This window comes from Streptomyces sp. NBC_00029 (assembly GCF_045160505.1).
In the GTDB taxonomy this organism is placed as follows: domain Bacteria; phylum Actinomycetota; class Actinomycetes; order Streptomycetales; family Streptomycetaceae; genus Streptomyces.
This window is the reverse complement of the sequence record NZ_CP108292.1, coordinates 4,552,157-4,568,391: the sequence shown is the minus strand read 5'-3', so window position 1 is coordinate 4,568,391 and position 16,235 is coordinate 4,552,157. Positions and strand designations below refer to the sequence as shown.

Here is a 16,235-nt window from a genome sequence, read left to right as displayed (position 1 = left end):
GAGTTCGTCGTGCGCGTCGTGCAGTGAAGGATCCCGGATTCAGGGATCGAGGTCGTCGAATGCCGTACTGAAGTCGATCGCCGGGGGCGCAACGCGCGTAGCGAAATCGTCGTGCCGGGGCCCACAGGCAACGATCACCCACACGGTGACCTCACCCGCCGCTCCGTCCCGGACACCCCAGTCCTGGGCCAGGGCGCTGATGATGTTCAGCCCCCGGCCGCCCCGTGCGGTGACCGAGGGCGTGGCAGGAACCGGGCGGGTGGGCCCGCCTCCGTCCGTCACCTCGACCGTCAGTCGTCCCGCTCTGTCGACGCGCCATGCGGCGCGTATTTCCCCGTCCCCGACTTCCCGAGAGCCGAGCGGCCTGCCGTGTCGGCAGGCGTTGCTGAGCAGTTCGGAAAGGATCAGTACGGCATCGTCCACGACCGATTCGGGCACACCGCTGATACGTAGTTGTTCGCGCATCCGGTGTCTCGCCTCGCCCACGCCCGCAGGACCATGGCGTACGTCCATGCACGACGACGTGGGCACTTCTTGTGCCACCACCAACGCCACCCCCGGAACCTCCTTAGCCCCACGCATGGTCTGGATGCCCCAATGGCCTGGACCGGAAACCGCCGAAGCAGCCCGAAGCGGGCCCCTCTGACGCATTCATGCGGACCGAATGCGGAGCGGATGCGCCGGAGCACACCCTGTTACGACTGGGTCCAGGGTGACGGGTGCGCAAAAGGGGACGTCAGCGCCCCAGTTGGGACAGAACCTGGCGGGGTCTGTTCGTGATGATTGCCTCCACGCCCAGATCAGCGCAGAGCTGAACGTCTTCCGGTTCGTTCACTGTCCATACGTGTACGGAGTGGCCCGCGCCCCGGAGCTTGTGGATGTAGGCGGGGTGGTTGCGCACGATCCGCATCCCGGGACCGGCGATCGTCACACCGGCCGGCAGGCGTCCGTCCCGCATCCGGGGCGAGATGAACTGCATCAGGTACACGGTCGGGATCGTCGGCGCGGCCGCCCGGATCCGGTGCAGCGAGCGCGCGGAGAAGCTCATGACCCGCACCGGGTGCGGACCCTCGACCGGCGGGGCGTCCAGACCGAAGCGCTTGAGGAGGACGAGCAGGCGCTCCTCCACCTGTCCGGCCCAGCGGGTCGGATGCTTCGTCTCGATCGCGAGCTGCACCGGCCTTCCGGCGTCGGAGACCAGCTCCAGCAGGCGCTCGAGGGTGAGGACGGAGGTGCGCTCGGGGTCCGCGTCCCAGTCGGGCGACTCCTCGCGGTCCTTCCAGGAGCCGAAGTCGAGGGCGGCGAGATCGGCCAGCTCCAGGGCGGAGACGGCGCCGCGGCCGTTCGAGGTCCGGTTCACCCGGCGGTCGTGGACCAGGACCAGATGGCCGTCCGCGGTGAGCCGGACATCGCATTCGAGGCCGTCGGCGCCGTCCTCGATGGCCTTCCGGTAGGCGGCCAGGGTGTGCTCGGGGGCATCCTCCGAGGCGCCGCGGTGGGCGACGACCTGGATGGTGCGCGGCATTGCGTGGGTCACCGGGTCATGGTGCCACCGAGAGGTCCCCCGGCGGCGAGCCCGACCCCGGGAGTACATCCTAAATGTCGGATATAAAGAATGGGGAGAGATGCACAGGTCCGGCTTACAGTGCTCTGACGGGTCATGGGAAAGGCTTTGCCCAGGAACTTGTGCGGCACGTCGAACGTTCAGTCGGACCGATCGCCAGAGAATTTTCCGAAGCCGTGTGTGACGAGGAGAGAGCGCTGTGAGCACCGAGAACGAGGGCACCGCGGCCCCGACACCCCCCGCGGCCCCGTCCGTACCCCCTGCTCCGGCCTCCGCGACGCAGGATGCGGCTCCCGCGCCTGCCGTCACCGAGCCGGTGACCCAGCAGCTGCCGCCCACTCCGGCACCCGGCACCGAGCCGACCCAGCAGATCCCGCCGACCGCCGCGCCTCCGGCCTACGGCCAGGCCCCCACCCCGGCGTCCGCGGCGTACGGCTATCCGGCCCCGGCCCCGGCCGCGCACGGAGCCGAGGGCTGGCCGCCCCCGCCGCCCACGGTGCCGGCGTACGGTGCCGGCGGCCACGGCGGCGGCGCCTGGGGTGCTCCCCTGACCACCGACGGCGCCCCTGCGCCCAAGCCGAAGGGCAAGGGCGGCCTGGTCGCGGGCGTCCTGGTGGCGGCCCTCCTCGCGGGCGGCATCGGCGGTGGCGTCGGCTACTGGGCCGCCGAGCGCAGCAACAGCGACGGCAGCGGCTCCACCACGATCAGCGCCGTGAACACCCCCAAGGACCTCAAGCGCGAGGCCGGCTCCATCGCGGGCCTGGCCGCGGGCGCCCTGCCCAGCGTGGTCACCATCGAGGCCTCGGCCGGCGACGGCGAGGGTGGCACCGGCACCGGGTTCGTCTACGACCAGCAGGGCCACATCCTCACCAACAACCACGTGGTGGCCTCCGCCGCGAACGGCGGCAAGCTGTTCGCGACGTTCTCCGACGGCAAGCGCTACGACGCCGAGGTGGTGGGCCGCGCCCAGGGCTACGACGTCGCGGTCCTCAAGCTGAAGAACCCGCCGGCCGGCCTCAAGCCGCTGCCCCTCGGCGACTCCGACAAGGTCGCGGTCGGTGACTCGACCATCGCGATCGGCGCCCCCTTCGGCCTGTCGAACACGGTCACCACGGGCATCGTGAGCGCCAAGAACCGCCCGGTCGCCTCCGGAGACGGCACCGGCAGCAAGAACTCGTACATGAGCGCCCTCCAGACGGACGCCTCGATCAACCCGGGCAACTCCGGCGGTCCGCTGCTCGACGGACGCGGCGCGGTGATCGGCATCAACTCCGCGATCCAGTCGGCGGGCAACGGCGGCTTCGGCGGCGGCCAGGCCGGCTCCATCGGCCTGGGCTTCGCCATCCCGGTCAACCAGGCGAAGAACGTCGCCGAATCGCTGATCAAGACGGGCAAGCCGGTCTACCCGGTGATCTCGGTCTCCGTGGACCTCCAGGCCAAGTCCGAGGGCGCCAAGATCTCCGAGCAGGGCGCGGCCGCCAATGAACTGGTGGATCCGAACGGCCCGGCCGGCAAGGCAGGCCTCAAGCCGGGCGACGTCATCACCGAGTTCGGCGGCAAGCCGGTCGACAGCGGCCCGACCCTGATCAGCATGATCTGGACGTACAAGCCCGGCGACACCGTGAAGCTGACCTACCTGCGCGGCGGCAAGCCGACCACGGTCGACATCACGCTCGGCTCGCGGGTCGGCGACAAGTAGGACCACCGGTCGCGGCGGCGACCCGAAGAGGAGGGGCCGTAGGCGGGAATCCGCCTACGGCCCCTCCAACGTCCGCTTATGCTTCGCTGGTGTTCGATTCTCGGCACATACGGACCTTTCACGCGGTCGTCGCCTCCGGGTCGTACTCGGCCGCGGCCCGCGTACTCGGCTATACCCAGCCCGCGATCACCCAGCAGATGAAGGCGCTCGAACGCGCCGTCGGGACCCCGCTGTTCACCCGCGTGGGCCGCAAGATGCAGCTCACCGAGGCCGGGGAGTCCCTGTCCCGGCACGCCGAGACCATCCTGGGCAACCTCTCCGCCGCCGAGGCCCAGCTGAGGGCGTACGCCCGGCTGCGCACCGGCCGGGTCAGGCTGTGCGGCTTCCCCAGCGCCAATGTCACCCTCGTCCCCGAGGCCCTGAGCGGCCTGGCCAAGGACCACCCGGGCATACAGGTGGAACTGCTCGAGGGGGAACCTCCCGAGTCGCTGCGCCGGCTGGAGCGCGGCGAGTGCGACATCACGCTGGCCTTCACCTATCCCGGTCTGCACGAGGAGATTCCGGAGGAGGTCGCCGAGGTCAGGCTGCTGGAGGACCAGCTGACGGTGCTGCTCCCGACCGGGCATCCGCTGGCCCGGCGCCGCGCCGTGCATCTGGCCGACCTCGCCGAGGAGCGGTGGATCGCGGGCTGTCCGCGCTGCCGTGCGAACCTGCTGCACGAGTGCGCGGAGCTGGGCTTCGTGCCCGACATCCGCTTCGCCACGGACGACAACCTGGTGGTGCAGAGCCTGGTCGCACAGGGGTTGGGCGTGGCGATGATGCCCGCGCTGGTGCTGCCCTCCCTCTCGCTGAACCGGGTCTGCGGCCGGGCCCTCCAGCCCGCCGCGCGCCGGCACATCGCGGCGTACGTCTACCGGGACCACCTGCGGGTTCCGGCGACGGCCGTGGTGCTCGACGCGCTGAAGCAGGTGGCGGGGAACCGGGTCGGCTGCTGACCCGGTCCGGCCGATCCATAAGCGGTGCTTGGGACTTCAGGTAATAACTGTCGTTGGACGTGATGGGACGACGGCAGCACGCTGCCGATATGACCACCACCACGCCGGCCCGAACCACCACGAGGATGGCCGCCCTCGTCAGTGAGATCCGCACGGTCGTGGAGCGGGGGCTGGCTCCCGACCTCACCGCGTACCTGGTGGGCGAACGGCTCGCCCCGCACCTGGGTGCCCCTGACCTGCTGACCCCGGCGCAGCAGGAAGGTGACCCGGAGCGGTACCGGCAGCACATCCTGCACGCCGAGTCCGACGGCAGCTTCTCGGTGGTGGCACTGGTCTGGCTGCCCGGGCAGGAGACCTGCATCCACGACCACGTGTCGTGGTGCGTGGCCGGGGTGCACCAGGGCGAGGAGAGCGAACGGCGCTTCCGGCTCGCGCCCGGCGTCGGCCCCGCCCGCTTGGTGGCCACCGAGGACGTGGTCAACGCCCAGGGGGAGGTCTGCGGGTTCGCCCCGCCCGGTGACATCCACAAGGTGCGCAACTCCTGTACGACCAAGGCGATATCCGTGCACGTGTACGGCGCCGACGTCTCCCGGCTGGGCACCAGCATCCGTCGGGTCTACACGCTCCCCGTCGACTGATGGCCCTCCTCCACCGCCCGCAGGGCGCGCCGGTCCGGCATGTTTCACGTGAAACACCCACTCCCTGGCCCGGGTTGGCGATGGCCGCGGGCGGTGCGCTGATCGCATGGTGCCTCCATCGCCTGGTGCCCGCCGTGCCGATGCTGACCGCAGCGGTGGTGCTGGGCATCGCGGTGGCACACCTCCCCGGCCTGCGGACGTTCGTACGCGCGGCCGCGCGGCCCGGCCTCTCCCTGGCCGGCCGCCGGCTGATGCGGATGGGCATCGTCCTGCTGGGCCTCGGCCTGGGACTGGAGCAGGTGCTCCGGCTGGGATGGGCCACGGTGGCGATGGTGGTCGGTGTGGTCGCGGCCACCTTCTTCGGCACCCTCTGGCTGGGCCGCAGGCTGCACCTCCCCGGCGATCAGCCACTGCTGATCGCCACCGGGTACTCGATCTGCGGCGCCTCGGCGATCGGCGCGGTGAGCGAGGTGTCCGGCAGCGATGAGGAGGACGTGGCCGCATCGGTGGCCCTGGTCACTCTGTGCGGCACGCTCGCCATAGCGGTACTCCCCCTCCTCCAGGGTCCGTTGGGACTCTCCGACCTCGCCTTCGGGCGGTGGGTCGGCGCCGGGGTCCACGACGTCGGCCAGGTCGTGGCCACCGCGCAGACCGCGGGCCCGGACGCCCTGGGCGAGGCCGTCCTGGTGAAGCTGATGCGGGTGGCGCTGCTCGCCCCGCTGGTGGCGGCCGTGGCCTTCTCGGTACGGGCCCGGCGGCGCGGGGTGCGCACCGCCTCGGGCCGGCGGCCGGCGCCGGTGCCGCTGTTCGTCCTCGGGTTCCTGGCCGCGGCCGCGCTGCGCGCCACTGGCGTACTGCCCGACGTAGCGCTGGAGTGGGCGCACACCGCCCAGGAGGCACTGCTGGCGGCGGCGCTGTTCGGGCTGGGGAGCGCGGTGCACCTGCCGACGCTGGCCCGCACGGGCGGGCGGGCCGCGGCGCTGGGACTCGGGGCGTGGGTGGTGGTGGCGGGGGTTTCCTACGCGGGCGTGATGCTCACCGTATGACCCTGCAACGGCGGGTAGTTGGCCATTTCCTGGCCGGAACCGACCGAACGTTCCGACTGCCCGCTGACATTGCGACGTGCTCGTGCCACTCTGCCCCCGATATTCCGCACGACGCACGACGCACGACGCACCGCGCACAGCCGATCCGCACCGACCGCTCTTCACCCCCACCCTGCCCGGTGTCGCCACCCGGCCCGGGCACGGCAGAAGGAGTCATGCGTGAATCGTCATCGCACGGCCTTGTCCGTCCTGCTCGCGGCCGGCGCCCTGGTCGCGGGCGCCCTGACGGCGGCCACCCCCTCGCTCGCCGCGGACGCCCCCGCGTCCTTCCGGCAACAGCACACCCAGGGCTTCTGGACCGCCGAGCGGATGCGCAGCGCCACCCCGCTCGATGTGACGGCGGTCCCCGGAGCGGCCCGAACGCCGGTCGCCACATCGGCGACCCCCACGGCCATCGCCCCGACGGCTGCGGTGTCCCCCACGGCGTTCCCGCAGGCGGGCGGCGCCTGGACGGGCGCCGGTGCCGTCGTGAAGACCTCGGGCCGGGTCTTCTTCACGATGGGCGACCGGACCGCCTCCTGCTCCGGAGATTCGGTCACCAGCGCCAACGGCAGCACGGTCATGACGGCCGGCCACTGTGTGAAGTACCAGGGGGCCTGGCACACGAACTGGGTGTTCGTCCCCGCCTACAACAACGGCTCCGCGCCCTACGGGCAGTGGTCGGCCACCAAGACCTTCGCGACCGACAAGTGGGCCGCGAGCGAGGACATGAACATGGACGTCGGCCTCGGCGTCGTGGCCCCGCTGAACGGCCAGACTCTCAGCCAGACCGTCGGTGCCCAGGGTCTCCTCTTCAACGGCGGCTACAACAAGAAGATGTACTCCTTCGGCTTCCCCGCGGCGGCCCCGTACGACGGCACCAAGCTGATCTACTGCAGCGGCAACAGCGGCAAGGACTTCCTGCTGACCAAGGACCACAGCCTGGCCTGCAACATGACCGGCGGCTCCAGCGGCGGCCCCTGGTTCCAGGACTTCAACGAGGCCACGGGCCTGGGCACCCAGGTCTCGGTGAACAGCTTCGGCTACACCTTCCTGCCGAACCGGATGTACGGCCCGTACTTCGGCAACGAGGCGAAGGCGGCCTACGACAAGGCCCAGACGTCCTGACCCCCACACTCGCCCACGCCACCCCCACCTGGCCGGTACTCTGTACCGGCCAGGTGGGTTGCCCGAGCGGCCTAAGGGAACGGTCTTGAAAACCGTCGTGGCAGCGATGTCACCGTGGGTTCAAATCCCACACCCACCGCCAGGTCGCAGAAGTAGCAGGTCAGAGGGCGGGTACCCGAATCGGGTGCCCGCCCTCTCTGCTCACCCTGTCTCACCCTGGACCGCCCGTATCCCGCTGTTGACCAGCGCGTATGGGCCATGTGTGGGCCAGGACCGCGGGACTCACCCGCCGCTCAGACCCTTCTCGATCAGCTCGTTTGCCCGGGACTGCTGGCCTTTCAGGATCTTGGCGTAGAAGCGGAAGAGCACCGTGAGGCTGTGCCCGGCCCGTTGCGCGACCTCCATCGGGTCCACGCCGGAGTTGATCCACAGGGACACCCCCGCGTGCCGGAGTGAGTACGGCACGTCTGCGAGAGGCGTTTTGGCCTCCTCCGCCGGCAGGGCCTTGACCCGCGCCGCGTCCCAGAGGTTGCAGTACTCCGTCGAGCGGACCCGTCCCCCCTGTGCGGCCCGGAAGAGTCGTCCGTCGTCGGCAACCCCGTACTTCTCCTTGTGGTCCCGGAGCATCGCGGTCAGCACGGGCGGGATGGGCACGGACCTGGTTGCGGTCCGGGCCCGCCGCTTCAGTCCGCGCTGCTCGAACGACTTCCCGTCGTCGGTCCACCCCGAGCCGACCTCGGGGCGACTTCCCGCGAGGACAAGCTCTCCCCACCCGGTTGAGGGCAGGGTGCAGTCCGCAGAGCGAAGGGCAGCGATCTCCGAAGGGCGCATGGCTGCGTAGTACAGGCAGCCGAAGAAGGCGGCCATGTGCTCCCCTCGTCTGCCGGACTGCTTCACGGCGTCGATCAGAGCTGCGGCCTGATCGGGGTTGGGGACGTACCGGAAGTCGACCTCGTCGTCCTTATCGGGCGCGGTCCAGTCGAGACGGCCGAGAGGGTTGGCGGGGAGGGTGCCGCGCTCCACGGCGTACCGCAGAGCGTTGCTCATGACCATGCGCTTCCGGTTCACCGTGTTGTCCGCCGCGGGCTTCCCGTTGAGCTTCTTGGACAGGGCATCAAGGGCCCCACGTAGGCGCTCCGATCGCGCGACCTCGGTCATCTTGACCGTGTTCGATGCGACCCAGGTGAGGGCGGCCGCGATGTCCTCCGGCGGCTTCTCGACCTCGTGCCGCAGGCGAAGAGGGCCCTCGTCTGCCTGTACCGCGCGGAACGCCCACCCGTACAGCGCCTTCCGCAGGACAGCGGAGTCGGGAGCGCCGCGTGAGCTGGACACGAACGCCGGGGTCACGGTGGCGAACGTCTCGGCGATGCTCGCGCGGTGCTTGGCCGCTGCCTTCGGCCACTTCATCAGCACGTAGGCCGTGGCGTGCTCGTACCAAGTAGGTGTGCTCAGCGCTTCGAACTCCGAGGCCGGCAGCCCGGTCTGCTCGTCGAACTGCTCGCGGTTGCGGAGCGCGGCGAGCAGCTCGGAACGGCGACCGTCAGCCTGCACCTTGAGTTTGAAGCTTCTGGAGTGCGGCCGCTCCCCTGCCCGCCACCGCAGCTCGAACGGCTTGGGGCGGCCCTTCCGCTCTCGGATGGACCAGATGTCAACGTCGTACGTCAGCATTTCTCTCCAATTGGAGAGGGCCCACCGAAGGGTGGGCCCTCTCCCTGAGCGGGGTGGGTCAGGCGGCGGCTTCCTCGCACCCGGACAGCCAGGCGTCCAGATCCGCTCGGCGAACGCGCAGTTGGCCGTTGGGCAGCTTGATGAGCCGCGGGCCTTGTCCCCGAGCGCGCATCCGGTAGAACGCGGCTCGGCTCATGCCGATCTCTGCAAGTACTTCGAGGAGCTTGAGCATCTGCGGGCGGGCCATGGACGTCTCTCCTTCGAAACCACGGGAGGGTCTCCCTCCCTCTGGGGAAGTCCGCTACATCCGCTACGCCGCTACATCGCAGGTCAGTGGGTGCGTTGGTGTAGCGGAGGGGCTCGATGTAGCGGCTACATCCCGCTTCACGACGTCCTCGGACTGGGTCCGGGGTCGTGTCGGGCCGCTCTTTTGGAGGGCCCGTGGGGGCGGGGGGTGTAGCCGCTACATCTGGGGTTGCCGCTACGCGAGCACCGGCTGTGAGCTGGGCTGTAGCGGCGTAGCGGATGTAGCGCTGTTCTGCGGCGGGGGGCAGTAGCGAGTCCATGCGTCGTGGAGGTCGACGGCGTAGTAGCCCTTGAGGATGCCGCCGGCGGTGCGGATGTTCCGGGAGACGATCGGCTCGTCCGTGCCGGTCCGGTACTCCTTGAGCATCTTCGACAGGCGGCGGGAGTCGAGCGGCTTGCCGTCGGTGTCGGCCCACGGAGCGTCGTCCAGGGCGTTGAGCCGGTCGAGGACGGCGATGGTGGGCAGCTTGTCGAGCCCGATCAGGACGTGGTCGCGAAGGTCGGTGAGCAGTCGGACCCCGAGTGATGCTTTGTCGTCTGCCTGGGAGGCCTTGACCAGCTCGATGCAGGCGGCACGGGCCCGGTCGGGCCAGTCGCCGCCGGCGGCGTCGGCCACGGCGAGGAGCGGTTCCCAGACGTCGGCGGGGCGGTCGGTTACGCCTTCGGGCATCTTGGGCCAGGCGGCCTTGACCTGATCGCGGACCTGGTCGGCCCAGGCTGCGAGGCGGTCGCGGATGGCATTGCCCTGCGGTTCGTGGGTGCCGAGCCGGTAGGGCTCGACCGTCTCGTTCGGGGCGCGCCGCCGCATGCGGATAATGACGGAGCGGGTCAGGATCGTGTCGGGCAGGGAGCCGAGGCCGGCCATGGCCACGGCGCAGTAGGACGGGAAGCCCTGCACGGTCTGGTTGGCGCCGTCACCCACGCACCGGTACATCAGCCGCCCGCGTCGGTGCCCGGCGTTGAGGAAGCCGCGGAGCTGCTCGTTGTCCCCTGCCTTGGGTCCGAACACGGTGTCGATCTCGTCGTAGAGGATCGTGGGCCGTTCGCCTTCGACGCCGGCCACGGACCGGAAGAGCGCGGAGGGCGAGGCGTCCACAGCGGCCATCTTGTTCGGCACCAGGGTCTCCACAACCTCCAGCGCCCTCGACTTCCCGGACCCGGGCTCCGGGGAGAGAAAGGCGATTCGGGGGGTCGAGTCGAACGCGTCGAGGAGGTGCGCGTGTGCGTCCCACAGAGCGACGGCGACGTAGGCGGCTTCCCTGGGGAAGATGTTGAACCGGCGGTGGAAGGCCTCCACCTCGTCGAGGAGCGTGGCCCCGTCGATGGGCACGACCGCGGCCTTGTGGTCGCTCATCAGGCGGCCTTCCCTTCCTGGGATACGAGCTGGGGGCAGATGGCGCGGTGCTCCACGTGGTCCTCGATCAGCGCGAGTGCGCGCGTCTGGCCGGCGGCGAAGAGGTCGCGTCCGCACGCACACCAGGACCGGACGGACGGGGTGACGCCGCGTCCGGGGGCGCTGATGTGCAGCCAGGCCACGGGCCGGCGCCCGTCGTCACCGCGCGGGTCAGTGCGAACAGATGAAAGGACGCCTTCGGCGACGACTTTCAGCGCGCCACTGCCGCCCATGGCCGGGGCCGGTTCGGCGGAGCTGGGGCCGGTGGGTGTCTGGGTGGGGCCTTCCAAGCGGGGATGAGGTTGGGCGCTCATGCCGTCTCCCGGGCCCGGGCCGTGCGGGCGGAGCTATCCAGGGCGCTGCGGATCGTTGAGCGGCACTCGGCGGTGGCGAGTCCCCGCTCCTCCCCTGCCGCTTGGAAGGCCTCCTCCACCTCGTCGCGGGGGATGTCGCCCCACGCGACGAAGCGCCCCACCTTGAAGGCGCACCGGTTGAGCGTGTTGTTGCGCCCCTTGTCCGGGGCGTTGCGGACCACGGCGCACTCGGCGTCCAGCGCCGCGCGGGCCGCGCTGCCGCCGCTGACGGCCGGGGCCGCCAGCCTCCGCGTCCGGACCGGGGCGGGTGGCTGGAGCATGGGCAGCAGCCAGCCGGGGAGTTCCGCGACCGGGGCCTGGTGGGTCACCTCGTAGGCCCCGGCGGGGGTGGTGCTGCCGGGGGCGACGACGTATCCGCCGACGGCGCGGGTGTCGACGAGCGGCCCGAGCTTGCCCGCCGTGTTCCCCAACCGGATTCCGGCCGGGGCGGTGAAGTACAGGTGGGACCCGCCGGAGGGGGTCCGGGTGCGGTAGGTGGCGGGTACGGGCTGCCCGGCGCGCTCGCAGAGCGCCGTGAAGGTCTCCGCGCCGTCAGGCGCGTCCTGACTGCTGTTGGGCTTGGGGGTGTCGAGGTCGATGACGACCAGTCCGGCGGGGCCGGTGGCCAGGCCGATGTTGTAGGGCTTGTGGGTCCAGCAGCGGACGATGACCGTCTGGTCGGTGGTCGCGCGCTGCTCCCACTTCAGGTGCCCGTCGATGCAGCTTTCGGTGCGGGGGCAGCGTTCTTCGCTGTGGAGCGCGGGGATCTTCGATCCGGGCCGGAGCGGGAAGACGGGCCAGCCGCGGGCGGCGAGGCTGAGTGCCTCGGCTAGAAGCCGCGGCCGGTGGTCTCGCCGGATGTCGGCGGGTTGGGTCATGCTGGGTGTCTCCAGTTCTCGTGAGGGCTGGTGGACGAGGGCGGCCCCGCTTCATTGGCGTGAGTGGGGGGCCGCCTTCGGCGTTCAGCGGTTGTTGATGGTTCCGGTGGCGCGGCCGAACATCCCGGACGCGGTGATGTTCTGGGTGACGTGCTGGACCGGCGCGGTACCGCGTCCCGTTCCTCGGGTGGCGCGGAGGAGCATCGGCGCGATGACGCCGGCGGCGATGAGGGCGATGGCGGCCCAGAGGGCTTCGGTCATAGCGATCAGTCCCGGTGCGGCGTAGGAGATCCCGAATCCGGCCGCGGCGATCCCGCCGCCGACGGTCGGGGCGAGGAGAGCGGTCGTCTTGGCCCATGCCGGGATCGGCTGCGCCGCGGCCTGCGTCGGGGCGGCGGGCTGGGTGTAGGCGAGGGTCCGGTAGCCGTTCGGCAGGGTGACCATCTCGACTCCCGGGGGGAGTTCGGTGGGCAGCATCACAGGCTGCTGGACGCTCGTCGGGTAGAGGATCGCGTCGCCGTAGCGGGTGGCGGGGGTGGTGCTCGTGCGGGTGCGTTCATGCACGACGGGGCTCCCTCGTAGGCCAGGACCACCCCTAAACATCAAGGGGTGGTCCTGGCGTGGCTTGTCGTGTCGCTTGTCGTCTGTCTTGTCGCGTGCCCTTGTCTTGTCGCTTGTCTTGTCGCTTGTCGCCTCCCAGGTCAGAGACCGTTTGCAAGCCCTTGCGAGGTCCGGGAGGGTGTTCCTCCGGGGGTGGCGACAAGCGACAAGGTCAGTCCTCGTCGGGGATGTTGGGGGCGTGGGTGTGGTGGACGTAGCGGGTCTTGGTGCCGGTCCCGACGCGGACGGCTTCGCCTTCGTCGGTCCAGGACTTGAGCCATCCGGCGACGGTCTGGCGGGTGGTGCCGTACCGGTCGAGCTGCCGAGCGATAGCCGATGCGCCGGTGCCTTCCGGGCCCGCGGCGATGAGGACGGTCAGGGCTGCCTGCCGGGCGGCGTTGTCCTCGTCGCGGTGCGCGGACAGGTTCAGCCCCGGCCGCGCCTGTTCCTGCTCCGGGTCGGGGGCGGTGGTGAACTCGACGGAGATGAGCCGCTCGAACTCCGCGTCCACCCGGTCCGCCAAAGGGGCGAGCGGTGCCTGACCACGGTCTCGGTGGGCGGCGAGGTTCAGGCCCCCTCCCGCGGGGGCCTGGTCGGGCGCGCTGGTGTCGGGGTCCGGGTCGGTGTGGTGGTGCTCGTTGATCCACGCGGTGCGCTGCTGATCCCAGCGGCGGGCGTAGTCCGCGCCGGCGGCCTTCGCGGAGACGGCATCCAAGCGGGGGTGGCGGTCGCTGGTGGCGTGGACGATGTCGCGGATCTGGGTGGGCAGGATGCGCCACGTCCCGAACAGGCCGGTAGGGGATTCAGGGGTGCCCATGAAGCCGGTGCCCTTGTGGGGTGCCTGCTCGATCCGCAGCCCGCGGGCGCTGGGGAACAGCTTGGACAGGTCCATGCCCTCGGTCGCCCCGCCCGTCAGCGCTACGCGGGTCTTGGCTTCCCGGCGGATCATCATGTTGCCGAGGACGGCGCCGGTCGCGCCGAGCGCGGTCAGGACGGTGCGGATGCCCATCGCGCGGAGCATCCGAATCACTTCCAGGATCTTCTTCGCGAGCTTGCGCTTCTCCGGCTCGTTGCTGACGAGGATCTCGGCGCCCTCGTCAATGACGAGCATGATCTGCGGAATCTGCGCGCTGACCGGCAGCAAGTCCGTGTTGGCCTGCGCCATCAGCTCCTGGTAGGCGCGCTTGCGGTAGAGCCCGATCCGCAGCGCGGCATCGAGCATCAGGTCGGCTTCCTGATGGGAGGCGGCCAGCCAGTCGATCCCCGGCCGCACCGGCCCGCCCTGCCCGGAGCCGTCCATCGCCGGCCGGACCCAGGGCAGGCCGGCCGATCCCGCGTTCAGGTCGATGACCCAGGTCAGGATGTCGGTGGCGCGGGCGAACCCGGCCAGGATGACGTGGACCATGTTTGTCTTGCCCGACCCGGTCGGGCCGACGACGAGCGCGCACTGCTCACGCAGATAGGTGAGGATCTCGTCCGCGTTCGTCCGGTACCCCCACGGCAAGCCCGTGTGGATAGACAAAGCGCCGTACTCGGACGGGTAAGGCACCTCTGCGGCCAGGACATTGACGGTCGTCACGTCGATCAGGACGCGGCCCTGGTCGATGCCCGGGGAGGCCGCGGCGGTGCAGCCGTGCGGCAGCCGCGCGTCCGCGGACAGGCGGGCGTTCTCTTTGGCGATGCGGTCGTAGGTGGTGCCGCCGGTGGGGAGTTCTGCGTCGATGGTGTAGCCGGTGTTCGTGGGCCACATCTCCACCGCCAGGACCCGCAGGGTGATCCCGCAGACCCGCTGGACCCGGTCCACCCACTCCGCCGCGATGCCCCGCCGCTCCGCCGACAGCTCCCGGGCCACCTGCCGCTCGGAGACGGCGAGGGCTTCCAGCTCGCGGGCCTCCTCGTACAGGCCGACGGACCGGGCCGCGGCTCCCATGCCCACGCCGATCACCGCCAGCGAACCCAGGGCTGTCCACGTGAGCGGCCCGGTGGCCAGCGCCCACGTGGTCCAGCCGGACCCGAGGAGCCAGGACGCGGCACGCGCGCCGATGGTGCGGGCAGCGAGCTTCTGCCGCAAGCCCGACGCGGTGTGCCCGATCGCGCCGACGGTGCCGACGGCCAATGCCCAGGTGGGCGGCATGTGGGCGAGGGTTCCGACGGTGGCGACCGCGTACGCGCCGGTCGTGGCGGACAGGGCCCCGGTGATGGGGCCGTGGCCGGCGGCCCAGTCCAGCGCCAGCCCGTTGTGCTCGATGGTTTGGGCGCTCATCAGACGTTCCAGCCCTTCTCGGCCTCGGTGCCGTTGCGGGGGTCTTCGTGGCGGGCGATGTCCGCCTCGTGGGCTTGGCGGAAGGTCGGGCCCAGCTCCTCGGAGAAGGACACCGAGTTCGTGAACACGCTGAAGAGGTCGGAGAGCATGTCCGCGACGACCTTCTCCAGCGGGAACTCGGTGTCGGAGCGCTCAGCGAGGATGCGCAGGACGTTCGCGATGGCCTGCAGGGCCTCGGGGAGGCCTTCGAGCATGGCGAGGATCTCCATGCAGTTCTCCGGCTCGTACTGCTGGGCGGCCTGCTCCATCTCGGCGGCCAGCTCTTCGAACTTGAACCCGGATGCGTTGCTCACAGCTACTCCTTGGCTGGCGGGAGGTGCGGGAACGTGCGTGGTGGGACGTGCGGCGCTGTCACCGACCGGCTCGTCGTCCTGGTCGTGCTCGGCCGCCACCTGCTCTTCGGCGGCCCGCTCGTCGTCTTCGAGCTGGGCGCGGATGTCGGCGTCCCGGTCCTCGCGCTGGGCGCGGGCCCGGCCGACGAGGAACCGGTACAGGCGCCGGCCGGGGTACATCAGCCAGCCCCAGCGCAGCCACCGCCCGAGCGGGGTGGTGACCATGCCGAGGAGTCCGGCCCCTGCGGCGAGGACCCCGGCGAGGGCCTTACGGGCGTGAAAACGGGCAGCCGACCGCAGCAGCGCCTTACGCGCTGCCCGCTGCGCCGGAGCCTTCACCTGCGCCAGACGCCTGCGGTACGCGGCCTGCTGGACCTGCTGGCGTCCCTTGCCCACCGCCCTGCCCGCGTTGCGATCCCTCGCGGCGCGGGCCGCGTTGACGGCCTTGTCGCGGACGGCGGCGGCCTTGCCCATGCCCCTCGCGAGGGTGCGAGCTGCCGGACCACGGGCCTTCGTACCGCGCGCGGCCGCGCGCTCGGCGGCCTTCGCGGCTCGCCGGGTGTCCGCGACCTGCCGCCGGGCCTGAACCGCGGCCCTACGGGCAGCGGACCGGGTCGGGTCCTGCGCCCTGGCCTGCGAGCGCAGACCATGGACCTGCCCGGCCCGGCCACCGGCCAGACGGCCGGCGGCCTGCGCGGCGCGCTGGCGGGCCGACGGCGTACCGGCCTTGCCGAAGGCGGTGCCGGACCGGCCACCGGCCGGGCCGCCCGTGCGATGCCGGGCCTGTCCGCCCGTGGTCCTGCGAGATCCGGACCCGATGCCACCCGCGGTACGCGCCGAGGCCCTGGGCTGGGCGGGAATCCGCCCCAAGAGGCCACGTCCCGCGCTGCCGCCGGTGGTTCGGGTGGCGGCCGGGGTGGACTTCACCGCGGGCTTCTTCTTGCCGGTCTTGCTGCGGCTGTGGGCTGCGGCGGTGCCCAGGACGGCGGCGCCGGTCATGGCGATGGCGGCGGCGATCGGGCCCCCGGCCAGCGCGGCGGTAGCCAGCAGGCCGGCCGCCGCGTTCGTCCCGGACAAGCTGAGCGGGACTACCGGGAATCCGCCGGCGGTGTGCTCCACCTCCTTGGCCGGGGTGGTCGCGCTGGTCTCGGACGGTGCCGGGGCGGGGGTGGCTTCTTCGGGTGGGGCTACCGGTTCGCTGAGGGTCTCGGTCATGCTGAACGTGCTCCTTCAGGGGAGAAGAGGGCCCGGCCGACGCTGTAGGAGGTGGGCA

At 71.1% G+C, this 16,235-nt stretch carries 14 protein-coding genes, 1 tRNA gene and 1 pseudogene; 6 read left to right on the top strand and 10 right to left on the bottom strand.

The window, feature by feature from the left end; all coding sequences use genetic code 11:
- Positions 1-39 precede the first annotated feature (39 nt).
- Both OG753_RS21445 and OG753_RS21440 read right to left on the bottom strand, forming a co-directional pair.
- Positions 40-626 (bottom strand): annotated as a pseudogene (locus tag OG753_RS21445) (ATP-binding protein).
- 110 nt (positions 627-736) lie between these two features.
- Positions 737-1,525 carry a glycerophosphodiester phosphodiesterase gene (locus OG753_RS21440; protein WP_327266855.1) on the bottom strand — a complete coding sequence of 263 codons (789 nt, stop codon included), beginning with the start codon at positions 1,523-1,525 and terminating at the stop codon, positions 737-739.
- A 238-nt stretch (positions 1,526-1,763) separates the two neighbouring features.
- Here OG753_RS21440 and OG753_RS21435 point away from each other — a divergent pair, with 238 nt between their 5' ends.
- From OG753_RS21435 to OG753_RS21410, 6 genes are all read left to right on the top strand, one after another.
- On the top strand, positions 1,764-3,263 hold the full coding sequence (locus OG753_RS21435; RefSeq protein ID WP_327263309.1) for a trypsin-like peptidase domain-containing protein: 1,500 nt from the start codon (positions 1,764-1,766) through the stop codon (positions 3,261-3,263).
- An 89-nt stretch (positions 3,264-3,352) separates the two neighbouring features.
- A complete protein-coding gene (locus OG753_RS21430; protein WP_383199175.1) occupies positions 3,353-4,258 on the top strand; it encodes a LysR family transcriptional regulator in 906 nt (301 codons plus the stop codon).
- 89 nt (positions 4,259-4,347) lie between these two features.
- Positions 4,348-4,896 (top strand): cysteine dioxygenase family protein, encoded by a 549-nt coding sequence (locus OG753_RS21425; protein ID WP_327263307.1) that lies wholly within the window; start codon positions 4,348-4,350, stop codon positions 4,894-4,896.
- Complete coding sequence (locus tag OG753_RS21420) at positions 4,896-5,942, top strand: putative sulfate exporter family transporter (RefSeq protein WP_327263306.1); 1,047 nt, start codon at positions 4,896-4,898, stop codon at positions 5,940-5,942. Before OG753_RS21425 ends, OG753_RS21420 begins: the two co-directional genes overlap by 1 nt.
- Before the next feature lie 219 nt (positions 5,943-6,161).
- Entirely contained in the window at positions 6,162-7,109 is a 948-nt protein-coding gene (locus tag OG753_RS21415) for a trypsin-like serine peptidase (protein WP_405789691.1), read from the top strand.
- Positions 7,110-7,161: 52 nt separating this feature from the next.
- Positions 7,162-7,251: transfer RNA gene (locus tag OG753_RS21410), tRNA-Ser, on the top strand.
- Between the two features lie 140 nt (positions 7,252-7,391).
- On the opposite strand, the gene OG753_RS21405 is transcribed toward OG753_RS21410, so the two are convergent.
- The 8 genes from OG753_RS21405 to OG753_RS21370 all read right to left on the bottom strand — a co-directional run bounded on the left by OG753_RS21405 (position 7,392) and on the right by OG753_RS21370 (position 16,177).
- Complete coding sequence (locus OG753_RS21405) at positions 7,392-8,777, bottom strand: tyrosine-type recombinase/integrase (protein ID WP_405789689.1); 1,386 nt, start codon at positions 8,775-8,777, stop codon at positions 7,392-7,394.
- 58 nt (positions 8,778-8,835) lie between these two features.
- A complete protein-coding gene (locus OG753_RS21400; protein ID WP_405789687.1) occupies positions 8,836-9,024 on the bottom strand; it encodes a helix-turn-helix transcriptional regulator in 189 nt (62 codons plus the stop codon).
- A gap of 234 nt (positions 9,025-9,258) precedes the next feature.
- The gene (locus OG753_RS21395) at positions 9,259-10,437 is read right to left on the bottom strand and encodes a DUF3631 domain-containing protein (protein ID WP_405789685.1); all 1,179 of its coding nucleotides are present in this window, start codon (positions 10,435-10,437) and stop codon (positions 9,259-9,261) included.
- Positions 10,437-10,790, bottom strand: coding sequence for a hypothetical protein (locus OG753_RS21390; RefSeq protein WP_405789683.1), 354 nt, complete (start codon positions 10,788-10,790; stop codon positions 10,437-10,439). Before OG753_RS21390 ends, OG753_RS21395 begins: the two co-directional genes overlap by 1 nt.
- On the bottom strand, positions 10,787-11,707 hold the full coding sequence (locus OG753_RS21385) for a bifunctional DNA primase/polymerase (RefSeq protein ID WP_405789681.1): 921 nt from the start codon (positions 11,705-11,707) through the stop codon (positions 10,787-10,789). Before OG753_RS21385 ends, OG753_RS21390 begins: the two co-directional genes overlap by 4 nt.
- Positions 11,708-11,791: 84 nt before the next feature.
- On the bottom strand, positions 11,792-12,271 hold the full coding sequence (locus OG753_RS21380; protein WP_405789679.1) for a hypothetical protein: 480 nt from the start codon (positions 12,269-12,271) through the stop codon (positions 11,792-11,794).
- 208 nt (positions 12,272-12,479) lie between these two features.
- Entirely contained in the window at positions 12,480-14,570 is a 2,091-nt protein-coding gene (locus tag OG753_RS21375; RefSeq protein WP_405789677.1) for a hypothetical protein, read from the bottom strand.
- Positions 14,570-16,177 carry a hypothetical protein gene (locus OG753_RS21370; protein WP_405789675.1) on the bottom strand — a complete coding sequence of 536 codons (1,608 nt, stop codon included), beginning with the start codon at positions 16,175-16,177 and terminating at the stop codon, positions 14,570-14,572. Before OG753_RS21370 ends, OG753_RS21375 begins: the two co-directional genes overlap by 1 nt.
- Positions 16,178-16,235 lie beyond the last annotated feature (58 nt).

What these genes read in the sequence shown, in the direction of transcription:
- OG753_RS21405 (WP_405789689.1), bottom strand. Translation starts at nt 8,777, where the DNA reads ATGCTGACGTACGACGTTGACATCTGGTCCATCCGAGAGCGGAAGGGC.
- OG753_RS21420 (WP_327263306.1), top strand. Translation starts at nt 4,896, where the DNA reads ATGGCCCTCCTCCACCGCCCGCAGGGCGCGCCGGTCCGGCATGTTTCA.
- OG753_RS21375 (WP_405789677.1), bottom strand. Translation starts at nt 14,570, where the DNA reads ATGAGCGCCCAAACCATCGAGCACAACGGGCTGGCGCTGGACTGGGCC.
- OG753_RS21440 (WP_327266855.1), bottom strand. Translation starts at nt 1,525, where the DNA reads ATGCCGCGCACCATCCAGGTCGTCGCCCACCGCGGCGCCTCGGAGGAT.
- OG753_RS21425 (WP_327263307.1), top strand. Translation starts at nt 4,348, where the DNA reads ATGACCACCACCACGCCGGCCCGAACCACCACGAGGATGGCCGCCCTC.
- OG753_RS21390 (WP_405789683.1), bottom strand. Translation starts at nt 10,790, where the DNA reads ATGAGCGCCCAACCTCATCCCCGCTTGGAAGGCCCCACCCAGACACCC.
- OG753_RS21370 (WP_405789675.1), bottom strand. Translation starts at nt 16,177, where the DNA reads ATGACCGAGACCCTCAGCGAACCGGTAGCCCCACCCGAAGAAGCCACC.
- OG753_RS21385 (WP_405789681.1), bottom strand. Translation starts at nt 11,707, where the DNA reads ATGACCCAACCCGCCGACATCCGGCGAGACCACCGGCCGCGGCTTCTA.
- OG753_RS21400 (WP_405789687.1), bottom strand. Translation starts at nt 9,024, where the DNA reads ATGGCCCGCCCGCAGATGCTCAAGCTCCTCGAAGTACTTGCAGAGATC.
- OG753_RS21395 (WP_405789685.1), bottom strand. Translation starts at nt 10,437, where the DNA reads ATGAGCGACCACAAGGCCGCGGTCGTGCCCATCGACGGGGCCACGCTC.